Genomic DNA, 13,573 nt, shown 5'->3' with positions numbered 1-13,573 from the left:
GGGTCGGGGTGCGAGTGACGGTCGAGGCCGACTGATGGCGCGGTGGACCGGGGCTCAGGCCCCGTCCCTGGGAGGGGGGCCCGCGTCAAGGAGACAGGCCACCAACTGCCGTTCGCCGCGCCGCTCTTCGCTCACTCCACTCACCTCGCTAATCACTCGGACGGCCCGGTCACCGTCAGACTCCGTTCGCGCGGCAGCGCCGTACGCATCGGAGTCATGGACAACCACCCGGAACTCCCTGATCCCCTGCCCTGCACCCCGGGCCAGGACTTCGGTCGCGGCCTCCGATGCCGGTGGAGCGGCTCGGTCACCGCGACCCGCGCTCACGCGACGTTCCGCGGGTCCGGCAGCGGCCCGCAGTCCTCGGTGTGGTCCCTCGTCGGCACGGCCGGCAGTTCGGGGCCGGAGTCACCTCGGCCATGTGCTGCCAGGCGACGAGCAGCTGGGCGACGGACGCGGAGTGCCAGTGATCGCCCTACGGGCATCAAGAGGTCGTCGACGCGGCTGCGCTGGGTTCTGGGTCCAGCAGATTCTGGTCGCGGATCTCCCGGATCGTGGACGCGCCGATGGTCTTGACGCGTTCGCAAGCGGCGTCAGCGGTGGACGGGCGCTTGTCTCCGACGACGAGTTGGACGACTGTTCCCTGTTCGGGGAGGAACACCGAGGCACACGCCGGCCTGACGTCGCTCTTGGCAATGACGACGCCCACACCGTCGAGCTTCACGTCGTCCTCGCCGAGGACCGGAAAGGCCTGGCCGAAGTCGACCAGTGTCTGGGAGTCCCACCTGACGAGGATCATCATCGAGAACTTGGCAGAGGTCCACAGGCAACTGCGGGACGTTTCGCTGATGTCCTTGCCCACCTTCTTGAGGTCGTAGGCAGTCACCCGGGACCTCGGGAGGAAGGAGCAAGGGTCTGCCTCCTTCACGCTTTCCGGCAGTGGGGCGGAACTCTTCGACGCCCTCGGCGACGGGTCCTCACTTCCGCTGCAGCCGACCAGGACCGTGGCAAGCAGCGTGACCGCCATCAGGTGAATCGCTCGGGACGCAGGCGTACGAGTCATGCGCGGCAACGTACTGGTACGCCGACGGGACCCGTCCCGAAGCAGCGAGGCGAGGAGAGGCGGAGGACAGGCTGGGACGTCCTCAGCGACGACGGACGATCGCCCCGATCACGAAGGTTCCGATGTACGCCCCGAGGGGCAGGGCCATGCACAGAGCCATGGGGTGGAACAGGGTGTCCGCCAAGGGGTTGGTGTCGGGGCCGTCGTAGACACCCGAGGCCAGGGCGAGAAGGAAGAGGACGATTCCCAGCAGGAGGCCGCCGAACATCGCCTTGACCGCGATGTGTACCAGCGGCGTCGGATGCCTGCGGGTGCGTTCGATCTTGTTCGCCGCCTCGGGGACGGGCGCCCAGGTCTCGCCTCTGTGCCGCAGCCACATCTCGTGGAGGGCCGCCACCTCGCGGGCGAGGTCCGGTGTGTTGCGGTCGTTGAGGTGCGGCAGGATGCGGCGGCGGCCCGACGCGTCGTACAGCACGACGATCCGGCCCGGCGCTCCTTGCGCCCCCGCCCCGGGGTTCACCTCGATCTCGATGCCCTGTACGTCCGGCCAGGCTGTGACGTGACTGCGGAACGCTCCCCGGGCGGTCAGGTGGGTCTCGTCGCTGATCGTCGCCGTCACCTTGATCAGGCGCAGGACGAGGAGGAAGAGGGCGGCGAGCGCGGCGCCCACGGCGGCGGGGACGATGACCGGCACCTCGTCGTCCAGAGCCATCCGCCCGATCAGGCCGAGACCTGCGACGAAGGGGGCGGCCAGGCCGAGCCACAGCCAACTGCCGCCCGAATAGCGGTACTCACGGCGGTATGAGTCATCTGCGATCACGGGCGCAGGTTAGCCACGGGGCGTCGGGACCGGTCCCGGCCGACAGGGGTGAGAGGTGCCTCGTCAGCCCTCGTTGCGCGGGAACGACACCTCCACCCGCCGGTTCTTCTTCCGCCCCGCCTCCGTCGCGTTCGAGGAGATCGGGTACTGCTCGCCGTACCCCCGTACCTCGTACGTCACCGTCGAGTCGGTCAGTTCCGCTTCCAGGACGCCCTGTACGGCGTTGGCGCGCTTCCTGGACAGGACGTCGCCGTGGGCGGAGGAGCCGAGGTTGTCGGTGAAGCCGAAGACTCGGATGCGGGTGGCGTTCTGGGTCTTGATCTCCTCGGCGATCTCCGCGATACGGGCCTTTGCCTCGCCGGTGAGCTTGGCGCTGTCCTTGGGGAAGAGGACCTCGGCCTGGAGGGCGAACTTCACGTCGGCGTTGGTGTCCTCACGGCGTTCTTCGCCGGCCTGGTCCTCGACGACCTGCTTGATGTCCAGGACCTTGGGTTCGGCGAGAGTGGCGCCCTCGGGGAGTTTCAGGTCCGGGTCGTTCGCGTCGACCTCGACGGGAGCGGAGGCTGTCGCTTCGGTTCCCGGGGGGACGCTGGGGTCGTCCGCCGCGTCGGCTGTCGTGGCGACGAGGAGGTTGGCGGCGACCATGACGGTGGCCGCGGTGAGGGTCAGGGTGAGGCGGGGGGTGCGGGTCATGGTCGCCTCACCCGGAGATCTGGATGGTGGCGGCGGCGAAGGTCGGCAGCTGGAAGGTGACCTCGGTGGTGTCCATGGGCGGGGACGGGAACTGCATGAAGACCGCGAGGGTTTCCCCGGACTTCAGGGTCGAGAAGCCCGTGGTCGTCAGCGGGCGGCCGTCCGTGTCCCGTAGGACGTAGTACCGCTTCTTGCTCTTCGAGTCGACGAGTGTGGCGCCTCCGAAGGAGCGGCCGTTCCTGGTGATCTCGGTCTCGTTGCCGCTCAACGCGGACGGAACCGACAGGCTCTTGTCCCCGTCGTTCTTGAGGCTGCCGTTCACCGTGACGAAGCCACCGGAGTCACGCTGGGCAGAGGTGATCTGGAGGAGCAGTCCGTCCGAGCCCTTCAGCTCCGCCAGGGGCTCGTCCGACTGTCCCTCCTGGGCGCTCGGGTCGGATCCACGATCGGCCGTGGCTGACGCCGAAGTCTCCGACTTCTTGTTCTTGTTCCCGTCCCCGCCACTTCCGCAGCCGGCCACGCCGAGGGCCAGTCCAGCCGCAACGGTCAGCGCGACCATCCCCCTGTGGGCCTTCGCCGTGAACCGAATACTCATGCCTCTGCTTCCTTAGTCACTCGTCGTTCGCTGGTGAGTCGGCCAGATGGACGTCGAAGAGGTCCTCGGGCTCCGGGAGGGTGGTCGGATCCTCCGGGTCCGGGTCCCAGTTGCCGCCCTCCTCGCAGGTGAGTCGCGGGAGCGGCAGTACGTCGTTTCCGTCGCCCGGCTCAGCCTCGTCACCGGCGCCCTCGCCAGGAAGTTCGAACGTACAGCGGGACTCGATCACGGCGGTGGCGGATGCCTTCGACGTCACGTCCTCCGTGCCGGGGACGATCGAGTCGCCGACGGGCTTCGTGGATTCGACGGTGACCGTGTAGCCAAGAGGCTCCGCACCATCACAGTCCTCGACAGCAGCGTCGTTCTGCGCCGCCAGCTCGTGCGCCCGCCAGCAGCCGTCGAACCCCACCCCGATGCCGTCGAAGATGTCCTGCCACTTCTTCGGGTCGAGTACGTCGTCCAGCCACATGCCGGCGAGTTGGTCCCGGGTCTCCTGCGCGGCCGCCAGAGCCGCCGCGTCGGCCGCGGTCTGGGCGCCGTTCCGGTTCGCCGCCGCCTGGCCGACCGCGAGGTACGCGAACGCGAGGAAGAGCAGACCCGCCACCACCGTGATGTAGATGGGGAAAGCCTGCCCTGCGTCGCCGCCGCCGTACCGGGGTCGGCGCATCAACCGCCGGTCACTTCGGTGATCTTGTCCGTGATCGCGTCGAAGATCGTCTGGCCGATGTCCGTTCCCACGATGGCCAACACGATCGCCACCACCACCGCGATGATCCCCAGATACTCCACCGCCGTCTGCCCCCTGTCGTCGCGAGCAGCACGGGAGCGCAGGTGTTCGATGGTGGTGTGGATCCAGTTGCTCATGGTGTTCCCCTCTGGTGTTCGGCGGTCGCCGGGCGCTGGGCTCGCAGGGCTTGGGAGAAGTCTTGCGAGAAAAGTAAGCGGAAATACCCGAAACACCAGAGGGTCCCTGGGCCCGATTCCGGACCCAGGCCGAAAACAATCGCTGTGTCATCGCCGTCGGCTCCGTCCAGGCCGTGAACCCGGAGCCCTGACCGGCCACTTGGTGGTGGCACGCGCACGGCCGGTGCCGTGGAGTTTGGCGAAGATGCGGTTGACGTGGCGCGATGCCCCGGGGTTCATGATCCTCGCCTCCCTCCTGCTCGGCCGGAACCGTGACCGATCCGACGACGACTGTCCCACATCTGATTGCATTTGCGAAAGGTGTTCCGGGAATTTCCTTGCGACAGTTGGTAGTTCGACCTTTGCTTGCGCTAGTGATCCGGTTGCGCCCCCTCTACTCCCCCGTCAGCGAACCGAAGTCCGTCCCCGACCCCAGCAACAACCCCGCCCCCAGCAGAATCATCGTCGCCGGCACCATGAACGTCGTGATCACCAGCGTGGCCCGCGGCACCGCCCGGGCCGCCTTGCGGCGGGCGTTCTGGGCGTCGGTGCGTCGCATGTCCTTGGCGAGGGCGACCAGGGTCTCGACGATCGGGGCGCCCAGTTCCTCGCCCTGCTGGAGTGCCGTGACGAACATCGCGACCTGTTCGGAGTCGTTGCGGCGCCGCAGCTCCGCGAAGGCCTGGCGGCGGCTCATGCCGAGGTCCATCTGGCGCAGGGTGATGCGCAGTTCGTCGGCCCAGGGGCCCTCGTACTTGGAGGCGACCCGGTCGAGGGCTTGGCGGAAGCCCAGGCCCGCGCTCACCACGACCGCGAGGACGTCGAGGAAGTCCGGCAGGGTGCGTTCGATCTCGTCCTTCCTGATGCGGATCGCCGACCAGATGCCGACCTCCGTCCAGAAGGCGCCGAAGGCGAGCAGCAGCAACGCCACCAGGAACTGTCCCCGCAGCAGGAACACCAGGAAGCCGACCGCGCCGAGGAAGCCGTACACCGCCCGCCGCGCCGCGTAGCGGTCGATGGTCAGGCCGCCGGGGTTGCCCGCGAGGTCGATCCTGCGGCGGTACCTGGCGACCAGTTTGGGGCCCATCAGGCGCAGTACGGCCGGGGCGTAGCGCATGCCCATGCGGTCGATGAGGGAGTCCACAGCGCCGGTGCGGGTCGCGCCGATCTCCAGGGCCAGCGCCAGGTCGCTCGGCAGTCTGGCGTCGGCGCGGTACATGCGGATGCCCGCGAAGACGCCCCACACGCCGAGGGCCATCAGCAGGGCCAGCAGCAGACCCAGTTGTCCCAGTCCCATTGTCCTCGTCCTCCCTCCTCGCGCCTCGGCGCCTCAGACGTCGATCCGTGACATACGCCGGATGAGGACGAACCCCACCGCGTACAGGCCGAACGCGATCAGTACCGCCGCCTGGCCGACGGGTGAGCCCGTCATGCGGTCCAGGGCGCCGTCCTGGACCCCGTTCATCAGGAAGAGGGATCCGACGCCGAGCACGGGGACCGCGTACGACGTCATGCTCACCTGCGAGAGCTGGGTACGGACCTCGCGCCGGGTCTCCTTGCGCTCCTCCAGCGTCTCCGTGAGGTTGCGCAGGGCGCTGACCACCTGGCCGCCCGCCCGGTTGGAGAGGACCAGGGTGGTGACCAGGACGACCAGTTCGCGGGACGGGAGGCGTTCGGCGAGTTCGCCGAGGGCGTCGTCCATGGATGCGCCGAGGGCCAACTGGTGGGAGACCTTCGCCAGTTCCTCGCCCGCGGGGGCCTCCAGTTCCTCCGACGCCATGCCGATGGCGGTGCGGAGGGCGAGGCCCGCGTGGGCGGCGTTGGCCAGGATGCGGGCCAGTTCCGGGAGTTGGTTGATGAAGCGTTCGATGCGCTTCTGGCGTTGCCAGTTGAGGAACTGGGCCGCCGCCCAGACACCCAGCAGGCCGGCGATCGGGCCGAAGAAGGGGGCCAGGGCCGCCTGGCCGACCAGCCACAGGCCGGCCACCGTCACCAGCATGTAGACGAAGAACTCGCCGGGGGTGACGTCCAGACCCGTCGCCGCCAGGCGCAGCTCCAGCCGCTTGCCGGGTTTCGTACGGCGCAGCCGGCGGTCCAGGTCGACGAAGCGGCGTCGGCGGCCGCCGGCGCCGGTGATCTGGCCGGCGGACGTCAGCCGGTCGACCAGGGCCTGGCGCTGGGCCCGGCCGGAGGCGTAGGCGTGGATGCCCACGACGGCCAGCGCGCAGGTCAGCAGGGCGACGCCGGTCGTGAGCGTGATGCGGGTCTGGAGGTCCATGGGTCTGCCTGTCCTACCTGTCCTACCTGGCTTCTCGGGTCGCGAGTTCGAGCGGTGACTGGGCGACGCCGAAGGCCTGGGGTATCGGCTGGCTCGCCATGTAGAGGCGGTCCGCGGTGCGGCGCGGGAGGGGGTGGTACGCGAAGGCGCCGTGGACGCGGCCGTCCGGCGTCATGGGTTGGGCGTTGAAGCGGGCCACCGTGGCCACCCGGTACGGCTCCGCCCCGTGGCTGTCCAGGAGCGCGATCTCGGTGATCCGGCGGGCGCCGTCCGGGAAGCGGGTCAGCTGGATGATGACGTCCACGGCGCTGTTGATCTGGTCGTGCAGGGCCTCGAAGGGGACCGACACGTCGGACATGGACGCGAGGGTCTTCAGCCGCATCAGGGCGTCCTCGGTGCTGTTGGCGTGGACGGTGGCCAGGGAGCCGTCGTGGCCGGTGGACATCGCCTGGAGCATGTCCAGGGACTCACCGCCGCGGACCTCGCCGACGACGATCCGGTCGGGGCGCATGCGCAGGGAGTTGCGGACCAGGTCGCGGATGGTCACCTGGCCCTTGCCCTCGACGTTGGGGGGCCTGGACTCCAGGCGGATCACATGGGACTGCTGGAGCTGGAGTTCGGCCGAGTCCTCGATGGTGATGATGCGCTCGTGCTCGGGGATCAGGCCCGAGAGGGCGTTCAGCAGGGTCGTCTTGCCCGTGCCCGTGGCGCCCGAGACGATGATGTTGAACTTCGCCTGCACCAGCCCGGCCAGCAGATACACCATGGGCTCGTCGAGCGAGCCGAGGCCGGTCATCTCGTGCAGGGTGAAGGAGCGGGGGAAGCGGCGGATCGTCAGGGTCGCGCCCGTGAGGGACAGCGGCGGGATGATGACGTTCACCCGCTCGCCGGACGGCAAGCGCGCGTCCACCATCGGGTTGGACTCGTCCACGCGCCGGTTCACCGTCGAGACGATCCGCTCGATGGTCTGCATCAGCTGGTCGTGGGAGGGGAAGCGCAGCGGCAACTGCTCGACGCGGCCCGCGCGTTCGACGAAAATCGCGTCGGGGCCGTTCACCATGATCTCGGTGATCGAGGCGTCTTCGAGGAGGGGTTCGAGGATGCCGAGGCCGAGGGCCTCGTCGACGACCCTGCGGATCAGCTGCGAGCGCTCGACCGTCGACAGCACCGGGCCCTCGCGGCTGATGATGTGCCCGAGGACCCGCTCCAGGCGGGCCCTGCGCTCGGCCGCCGCCAGCGAGCTCATCTCCGCGAGGTCGATCTCCTCCAGGAGCTTGGCCCGGTACGAGGCGACCAGGTGGCCGTCCTCGCCCCGGCTGCCGGGCTCCTCGGGGGTGTTGATGCGTGACCTCAGGCTCATGTGGATCCTCGTTCAGTGGTCGAGCGGCATGGTCGCGGTCTTCTGGGCGGGGTCGAAGTCCCAGCCGGGGACGACGGACGGGATCTCGACGACGGCGGTGACGGTGACCTCGTCGGCGCCCTCCGCGGGCTCGCAGGTGACGGACAACCAGTCGCTGACCGCGTTCGCGCAGCCGTCCTGCGCGGTCCCCGGTTCCAGTGAGGCGGCCCGTGCCCCGGCCCGGGCCGCCGTGCCGGCCTGCTGGGCGGCGTAGGCGACGAGCCCGAGCTGTACGCCCGCCAGCGCGACGAGGATCAGGACCGGGATGAACCCGAGGTACTCGATGGCGACCTGGCCGCGGTCGCGGACCTTCGAGCCGTACGACATCTCAGTCCTCCTCCTGTACGGCTCCCGCGTGCCCGTCCACCGTGAACGGGAAGCCGATCGCGCCGGGGAAGAGGACAGGCACCTCCAGGTGCACGTCGGCGGTGACATAGCCGCCGCTCGCACCGCACTCCACGCTGGCGCCGCCCTCCCAGGCGCTCGGCAGATGCCGCAGCCCCGCCTCCTCGCAGGCCGCCTGTCCCTCCGACGCCGTCCCCGCCCGTACCGCCTCGTCGGCAGCATTCCCCGCCAGCGAGAACGTGTACCCCACCAGCACGCACTGCCACAGCAGCACCAGCGTGATGATGATCAGCGGGGTCATGCCCAGAAACTCGATGGTCACCTGACCCCGGTCGTCCCTGAGCCGCGCCCTCACCGCCCTATTTCCTTCCGCCGCCGGAACGTCAGCGCCGCCCGGTCGCCGCCACTCCGCGCCCGTCCGTTCCGGCGCTGCTGGACCGCCCCTTCCGTCCCCTTGACCAGCCCCAGCTCGCCCGCGAGCGCCCAAAGGGCCTGCTTCACCGTGCTCTTGGCGTCCAGCTCGTGCACCCGGCCGGCGTCGACCGCGCCCTGGAGTTCCTTGAAGTTGGCCGGGATCGCGGTGGCCGCGACCGCCGTGCCGGTGATGCGCTGGATCAGGGCGGGCTGGATCTCCGTACCACGCGTGTGGCGGTTGACGACGATCGTGGTCTCCTCGGCCTTGCGGATCTGCAGGCGGTCCCACATCCGTACGGTGCGCTTGGCGCCCCGGACGGCGACCACGTCCGGGGTGGTGACCAGGAGCGCGGTGTCGGCCATCTCCACGGCGGCCGCGCTCGCGCCGCTCAGCTGGGCGCCGCAGTCGATGACGACGACCTCGTAGCGGGAGCGCAGGGCGCTGACGATGTGGCGGGCGGCGCGGTCGGTGACCTCCTCGCCGCGTTCGCCGTCGCCGGGAGCGAGGAGCAGGGCGACCCCGGTGTCGTGCCGGAACACGGCGTCGGCGAGCACGCGCGGGGAGATGTCGCTGATGGCGGCGAGGTCGACGACCGAGCGGCGGAACTGGATGTCCAGGTAGGAGGCGATGTCACCGGTCTGCAGGTCCATGTCGAGCAGCGCGGCGCTGCGGCCGGACGCCTGGGCGGCGAGGGCGAGCTGGATGGCCGTGAGGGTGGCGCCCACGCCGCCCTTCGCGCCGCTCACCGTGACCACGCTGCCGCCGACGCCGCTGAACACGTCGCCGCCCGCGCCCAGATGACGCCGTACGCCCACCGACCACTGGGCGACGGCGTTGACGCGGCTGGCCAGTTCCTCGTAGTGCAGCGGCAGGGCGACCAGGCCCCGCGCGCCGTAGTCCATGGCGGCCTGGAAGAGGCCGGGGCTCGCGTCGGAGGTGACGAGGATGACGCCGACCGCGGGGAAGCGCAGGGCGACCTCACGGATGAGTTCCAGGGCCGGGACGGGGCCGATGCGCTCGTGGACGACGACGACCTCGGGCAGTTCGTCGATGGACTCGGCGGCCAGGCGCGCGAGGGTGTCGACGAGCTGGGTGGAGTCGGTCACCGGGGCGACCGGCTCGGCGTCGGGGAGCTGGCTGAGCAGCGTCGTGAGGGAACGGACCGCGTCCGCGTCGCCGACGGCCGGGAGGATCCTCGTGGGCATAGGGGCCTCTCACTTGTCCTTGGCGAGTTCGTAGGTGCGGTTCGTCGCGGGGATGTCGGAGTCGTCGCCGGGCGCCACCAGGGCGAGGCGGACCTCGTCGGCGAACGACTCGGCGTACGTGATGCGCTGGGCGTCGATCGGTTCGAGCGCGAAGGTGATCGGAACGGCGTCGGTGGGCTGCCGGCTCCGGTCGTTCTCGTCGGGCTTGAGGGAGGTCAGCTCGCCCACGTCGATGACACGGGCGTTCTCCACGATGAGCCTGGACTGGTCGGGGGCGTTGTCGCCGTCGCCCTCGAAGGTGGCGTAGACGTTGACGGTGGCACCCGGGGTGATCTTGCCGGCCACGCCGGTCGCCGCGTCGATCATGATGGCGATCTCCTGCTCGCCCGCCTGGAGCGCGGGCTGGTCGACGATCATGTCGCTCTGGAGCAGGGAGCCCTTCCGCAGGGTCGTGACGGCGATCTTGCCCCGGATCTCGCGGATGTTGCTGATCGCGTTGTCCGACAGCCATCGGTCGGGCATCTGGATCCGCTTGAACTGGCTCGCGTCGAGGGGCGTGTAGGGCGCCACGTCCGCCTTGAGCTCGTAGGCGACGACCTTGGGGCCGACCTGGGACTTCACGTCGCTGATGACGGACAGGACACCGGCGAAGGCGCCGAGGGCGCAGACGACGGACAGCAGCAGGAGTATCACGCCGCGGCGCTGACGGGAGTTCATGAACCGTGCAACCTCATTGGGGGAATCGGTCGGGAGCGGTCGGATGGTGCTCAGGTCCGGTCAGCCCGCGCGGGCCGGCTGCTCGTGGGTGGGTGGGACGGCGGAGCAGAAGACACAGCGGTCACCGATGACGTCGATGCCGCACCAGTGACAGGAGTTCTGCCGTACGGAGGTGACGAGCTGGTAAAGCACCGACAGGTCGGGCAGGTAGGCGCAGAACTCGATCAGCTTGGCCGTCCCCCACCAGGCCGTCGACTCGGCGGGCAGGACCACCTCTCTCAGGCCCTGCGCGTTCCAGGACTTGGCCAGCGTGGCGTTGACCCAGTCGGACTGCAGCTGTCCCTGCGCGACCAGCATCGAGGTGCCGAACTCCGGGCCGGGGAGGGTGACTCCGGGGGCGATCCGGATCAACTGCGGAGTGGGATGGGCGAGCACTCCGAACTGACTGCCCGGCATCCAGGACTTGGCGTGGGACTTCAGGTCTACCGGGACGCGGTCGAGCTTGGCGACGGAGCCGAGGAGCGCTCCGGCGTGAAGGTAGTGGGTGAGCAGCCGGCCGGCCGAGGCGAGGACGCCGGGGCTGAGGTCGCAGGAGGCCAGCTGCCGCAGCTGACGGGCCAGGACGGCGAGGCCGAGCGGGGGCAGGTCGGGCCGGAACACGGCGATGCGGTCGCTCTCCAGCAGGGACCGTACGGTGTGCAGGCGCTGCTGTACGCCGCGGGGAACGGCCTTGGAGCAGACGACGACGACATGTCCGTGCTGCTCGATCAGCGTCTGCATGCCCGCCAGCGACCGCTCCAGCGGTTCCCGGTCGAGGTCCTGGAGCACGACGGCGGGCACGGTCCGCTCGTCCTGCGCCGGCAGCGCCATGTCGGCGCTGGTCACGGCAATGGCAGTTGGCACGCGCAGCTCCCCGATGACTTCATTGCGTGACTACCTCAGCACTGTAACCACCGCTCTGTGGCCGGAGAACAGCTTCTCTCCAGCTGATAAGCAACTCCTCCAGCACAACTCCCGCCAAAACGGGGCAGGTTGCGCACACGAATTCTCCACGACCGGAATCTCTTGACAGGTGAATTGGTCTGGACCAAGTTGTTCGGCATGCCTCTTGTCATGTCCATACGCAGCAGATTCCGGCTGGGCGCGGTAGCCGCGGCCCTGGCCCTCGCCCTCCTCCCCGCGGGCCACGCCTTGGCCGCGGACGTCAACAACGCCAAGAACGCCGGCTTCGAGGCCGGTCTGAGCAACTGGACCTGTTCCGCGAACAGCGGCACCACCGTCTCCTCCCCGGTGCACGGCGGCGCGACCGCGCTCAAGGCGACCCCGGCCGGGCAGGACAACGCCCGCTGCACCCAGACCGTGGCCGTCAAGCCCAACTCGACGTACACGCTGAGCGCCTGGGTCCAGGGCGGTTACACCTACCTGGGCGTGACGGGCACGGGCACCACCGACGTCTCGACCTGGACGCCCGACTCCTCGTCCTGGAAGCAGCTGTCGACCACCTTCACCACCGGCGCCTCGACGACCTCGGTCACGGTCTACACGCACGGCTGGTACGGACAGGCCGCCTACTACGCGGACGACCTGTCGGTGTACGGCCCCGACGGCGGCGGTGGCACCGACCCCTCCCCCACGATCCCCGGCGCCCCGAGCGGGCTCATGGTCTCCGGCACGAGCTCCTCCTCGGTCTCCCTGGCCTGGAACACCGTCTCGGGCGCGACCGGCTACAACGTCTACCGAGGCGGTACGAAGGTGACCGCGGTGACCGGCACCTCCGCGACCGTGACCGGGCTCGCGGCCTCCACGTCGTACTCCTTCCAGGTCACGGCGACCAACGCGGCCGGTGAGTCGCCGAAGTCGACGGCGGTGACCGGCACGACCACGGCGACCCCGACGGGCCCGTCCCTGCCCAAGCACGCGGTGACCGGGTACTGGCAGAACTTCGACAACGGGGCCACGGTCCAGAAGCTCGCCGACGTCCAGTCCCAGTACGACATCATCGCGGTCGCCTTCGCGGACGCGACCTCGACGCCGGGCGCGGTGACCTTCAACCTGGACTCGGCCGGGCTCGGCGGCTACACCGTCGACCAGTTCAAGGCGGACCTCCGGGCCAAGCAGGCCGCGGGCAAGAAGGTCATCGTCTCGGTCGGCGGCGAGCGCGGCACGGTGGCGGTGAACGACGCGGCGTCCGCGACGAACTTCGCCAACTCGGTGTACGCGCTGATGCAGGAGTACGGCTTCGACGGCGTCGACATCGACCTGGAGAACGGCCTCAACGCCACCTACATGACGCAGGCGCTCCGCTCCCTGTCGTCCAAGGCGGGCTCGTCGCTGGTCATCACGATGGCGCCGCAGACCATCGACATGCAGTCGACGTCGAACTCCTACTTCCAGACCGCGCTGAACATCAAGGACATCCTCACGGTCGTCAACATGCAGTACTACAACAGCGGTTCGATGCTCGGCTGTGACGGCAAGGTCTACAGCCAGGGCTCGGTGGACTTCCTGACCGCCCTGGCCTGCATCCAGCTGGAGGGCGGCCTCGCCCCGTCCCAGGTCGGCCTCGGCCTGCCGGCCTCGACCCGCGGCGCGGGCAGCGGGTACGTGGCGCCGTCGGTCGTCAACAGCGCCCTGGACTGTCTGACCAAGGGCACGGGCTGCGGTTCCTTCAAGCCCTCGCGCACCTATCCCGACCTGCGGGGCGCGATGACCTGGTCCACGAACTGGGACGCGACGGCGGGCAACGCGTGGTCGAACGCGGTGGGACCGCACGTGCACGCGCTGCCGTAGCTCACCCGGCCGGACGGTAGTGGCCGAGCACCCAGGCCAGCTGCGGGAACCACTCCTGCAGCCGCGCCCGGGGCTTGGCCTCCACCACGCACTCGAAGAACCGGCCGTCCATGTGGACCACCGCCACCATCAGGGCCTTGCCGTCCGGGCTCGCCTTGTAGTGGACGCCGTGGATCTCCGGCCAGCGGAACTCCAGCGTGTGGCCGGACAGCTCGAAGACGACACCGGAGGCGTCGACCACGACCGCGTTGCGCTTGTCGACGGCCAGGAACTCCGGGCCGACCGGTGCCGGAGCCGGAGCAGGGTACGGCGGGACCGGGGCGTACGCGGGTGGCGCGGGGGCGTACGAC

16 protein-coding genes are annotated in these 13,573 nt (G+C 69.6%); 1 reads left to right on the top strand and 15 read right to left on the bottom strand.

The annotated features are described in order from the left end of the window. Positions 1 to 484: 484 nt before the first annotated feature. The 14 genes from L0P92_RS34395 to L0P92_RS34325 all read right to left on the bottom strand — a co-directional run bounded on the left by L0P92_RS34395 (position 485) and on the right by L0P92_RS34325 (position 11,303). Positions 485 to 1,027 (bottom strand): DUF3558 family protein, encoded by a 543-nt coding sequence (locus tag L0P92_RS34395; RefSeq protein WP_234766975.1) that lies wholly within the window; start codon positions 1,025 to 1,027, stop codon positions 485 to 487. Between the two features lie 118 nt (positions 1,028 to 1,145). Next, positions 1,146 to 1,883, bottom strand: a complete 738-nt coding sequence (locus L0P92_RS34390; protein ID WP_234766974.1) for a hypothetical protein — start codon at positions 1,881 to 1,883, stop codon at positions 1,146 to 1,148. A gap of 63 nt (positions 1,884 to 1,946) precedes the next feature. After that, positions 1,947 to 2,576 carry an OmpA family protein gene (locus tag L0P92_RS34385; RefSeq protein ID WP_234766973.1) on the bottom strand — a complete coding sequence of 210 codons (630 nt, stop codon included), beginning with the start codon at positions 2,574 to 2,576 and terminating at the stop codon, positions 1,947 to 1,949. A 7-nt stretch (positions 2,577 to 2,583) separates the two neighbouring features. Further along, complete coding sequence (locus L0P92_RS34380) at positions 2,584 to 3,171, bottom strand: hypothetical protein (protein WP_234766972.1); 588 nt, start codon at positions 3,169 to 3,171, stop codon at positions 2,584 to 2,586. 16 nt (positions 3,172 to 3,187) lie between these two features. Next, positions 3,188 to 3,838: a pilus assembly protein TadG-related protein gene (locus L0P92_RS34375; protein WP_234766971.1), complete on the bottom strand. Its 651-nt coding sequence runs from the start codon at positions 3,836 to 3,838 to the stop codon at positions 3,188 to 3,190. Beyond that, positions 3,838 to 4,035: a hypothetical protein gene (locus tag L0P92_RS34370; RefSeq protein ID WP_234766970.1), complete on the bottom strand. Its 198-nt coding sequence runs from the start codon at positions 4,033 to 4,035 to the stop codon at positions 3,838 to 3,840. The genes L0P92_RS34375 and L0P92_RS34370 overlap by 1 nt, the downstream gene beginning before the upstream one ends. A 433-nt stretch (positions 4,036 to 4,468) precedes the next feature. Then, positions 4,469 to 5,371, bottom strand: coding sequence for a DUF5936 domain-containing protein (locus tag L0P92_RS34360; RefSeq protein ID WP_234766969.1), 903 nt, complete (start codon positions 5,369 to 5,371; stop codon positions 4,469 to 4,471). Positions 5,372 to 5,404: 33 nt separating this feature from the next. After that, a complete protein-coding gene (locus L0P92_RS34355; RefSeq protein ID WP_234766968.1) occupies positions 5,405 to 6,352 on the bottom strand; it encodes a type II secretion system F family protein in 948 nt (315 codons plus the stop codon). 22 nt (positions 6,353 to 6,374) lie between these two features. Further along, on the bottom strand, positions 6,375 to 7,712 hold the full coding sequence (locus tag L0P92_RS34350) for a TadA family conjugal transfer-associated ATPase (RefSeq protein ID WP_062722027.1): 1,338 nt from the start codon (positions 7,710 to 7,712) through the stop codon (positions 6,375 to 6,377). 12 nt (positions 7,713 to 7,724) lie between these two features. Continuing rightward, positions 7,725 to 8,078 carry a TadE/TadG family type IV pilus assembly protein gene (locus L0P92_RS34345; protein ID WP_234766967.1) on the bottom strand — a complete coding sequence of 118 codons (354 nt, stop codon included), beginning with the start codon at positions 8,076 to 8,078 and terminating at the stop codon, positions 7,725 to 7,727. Between the two features lies 1 nt (position 8,079). Next, positions 8,080 to 8,397, bottom strand: a complete 318-nt coding sequence (locus L0P92_RS34340; RefSeq protein ID WP_234766977.1) for a pilus assembly protein — start codon at positions 8,395 to 8,397, stop codon at positions 8,080 to 8,082. 50 nt (positions 8,398 to 8,447) lie between these two features. Continuing rightward, on the bottom strand, positions 8,448 to 9,716 hold the full coding sequence (locus L0P92_RS34335) for a CpaE/TadZ family protein (RefSeq protein WP_234766966.1): 1,269 nt from the start codon (positions 9,714 to 9,716) through the stop codon (positions 8,448 to 8,450). Positions 9,717 to 9,725: 9 nt separating this feature from the next. Further along, complete coding sequence (gene cpaB, locus L0P92_RS34330; protein WP_234766965.1) at positions 9,726 to 10,433, bottom strand: Flp pilus assembly protein CpaB; 708 nt, start codon at positions 10,431 to 10,433, stop codon at positions 9,726 to 9,728. Between the two features lie 60 nt (positions 10,434 to 10,493). Next, a complete protein-coding gene (locus tag L0P92_RS34325; RefSeq protein ID WP_234766976.1) occupies positions 10,494 to 11,303 on the bottom strand; it encodes a hypothetical protein in 810 nt (269 codons plus the stop codon). Between the two features lie 243 nt (positions 11,304 to 11,546). Between L0P92_RS34325 and L0P92_RS34320 the strand changes: the two genes are divergently transcribed. Further along, positions 11,547 to 13,223 carry a chitinase gene (locus tag L0P92_RS34320; protein WP_234766964.1) on the top strand — a complete coding sequence of 559 codons (1,677 nt, stop codon included), beginning with the start codon at positions 11,547 to 11,549 and terminating at the stop codon, positions 13,221 to 13,223. 1 nt (position 13,224) lies between these two features. Here the strand turns inward: L0P92_RS34320 and L0P92_RS34315 are convergent. Then, positions 13,225 to 13,573: hypothetical protein (locus tag L0P92_RS34315; protein WP_234766963.1), on the bottom strand; the 349-nt coding region annotated here is incomplete at its 5' end.

The sequence above is a fragment of the Streptomyces muensis genome, assembly GCF_021474425.1.
In the GTDB taxonomy this organism is placed as follows: Bacteria; Actinomycetota; Actinomycetes; order Streptomycetales; family Streptomycetaceae; genus Streptomyces; species Streptomyces muensis.
This window is presented reverse-complemented; position numbering and strand designations above follow the sequence as displayed.

Excerpts from the sequence above, each read along its gene's own strand:
- L0P92_RS34395 (WP_234766975.1), bottom strand. The coding sequence starts at position 1,027 with ATGGCGGTCACGCTGCTTGCCACGGTCCTGGTCGGCTGCAGCGGAAGT.
- L0P92_RS34385 (WP_234766973.1), bottom strand. The coding sequence starts at position 2,576 with ATGACCCGCACCCCCCGCCTCACCCTGACCCTCACCGCGGCCACCGTC.
- L0P92_RS34380 (WP_234766972.1), bottom strand. The coding sequence starts at position 3,171 with ATGAGTATTCGGTTCACGGCGAAGGCCCACAGGGGGATGGTCGCGCTG.
- L0P92_RS34375 (WP_234766971.1), bottom strand. The coding sequence starts at position 3,838 with ATGCGCCGACCCCGGTACGGCGGCGGCGACGCAGGGCAGGCTTTCCCC.
- L0P92_RS34370 (WP_234766970.1), bottom strand. The coding sequence starts at position 4,035 with ATGAGCAACTGGATCCACACCACCATCGAACACCTGCGCTCCCGTGCT.
- L0P92_RS34360 (WP_234766969.1), bottom strand. The coding sequence starts at position 5,371 with ATGGGACTGGGACAACTGGGTCTGCTGCTGGCCCTGCTGATGGCCCTC.
- L0P92_RS34355 (WP_234766968.1), bottom strand. The coding sequence starts at position 6,352 with ATGGACCTCCAGACCCGCATCACGCTCACGACCGGCGTCGCCCTGCTG.
- L0P92_RS34350 (WP_062722027.1), bottom strand. The coding sequence starts at position 7,712 with ATGAGCCTGAGGTCACGCATCAACACCCCCGAGGAGCCCGGCAGCCGG.
- L0P92_RS34345 (WP_234766967.1), bottom strand. The coding sequence starts at position 8,078 with ATGTCGTACGGCTCGAAGGTCCGCGACCGCGGCCAGGTCGCCATCGAG.
- L0P92_RS34340 (WP_234766977.1), bottom strand. The coding sequence starts at position 8,397 with ATGACCCCGCTGATCATCATCACGCTGGTGCTGCTGTGGCAGTGCGTG.
- L0P92_RS34335 (WP_234766966.1), bottom strand. The coding sequence starts at position 9,716 with ATGCCCACGAGGATCCTCCCGGCCGTCGGCGACGCGGACGCGGTCCGT.
- cpaB (WP_234766965.1), bottom strand. The coding sequence starts at position 10,433 with ATGAACTCCCGTCAGCGCCGCGGCGTGATACTCCTGCTGCTGTCCGTC.
- L0P92_RS34325 (WP_234766976.1), bottom strand. The coding sequence starts at position 11,303 with ATGGCGCTGCCGGCGCAGGACGAGCGGACCGTGCCCGCCGTCGTGCTC.
- L0P92_RS34320 (WP_234766964.1), top strand. The coding sequence starts at position 11,547 with ATGTCCATACGCAGCAGATTCCGGCTGGGCGCGGTAGCCGCGGCCCTG.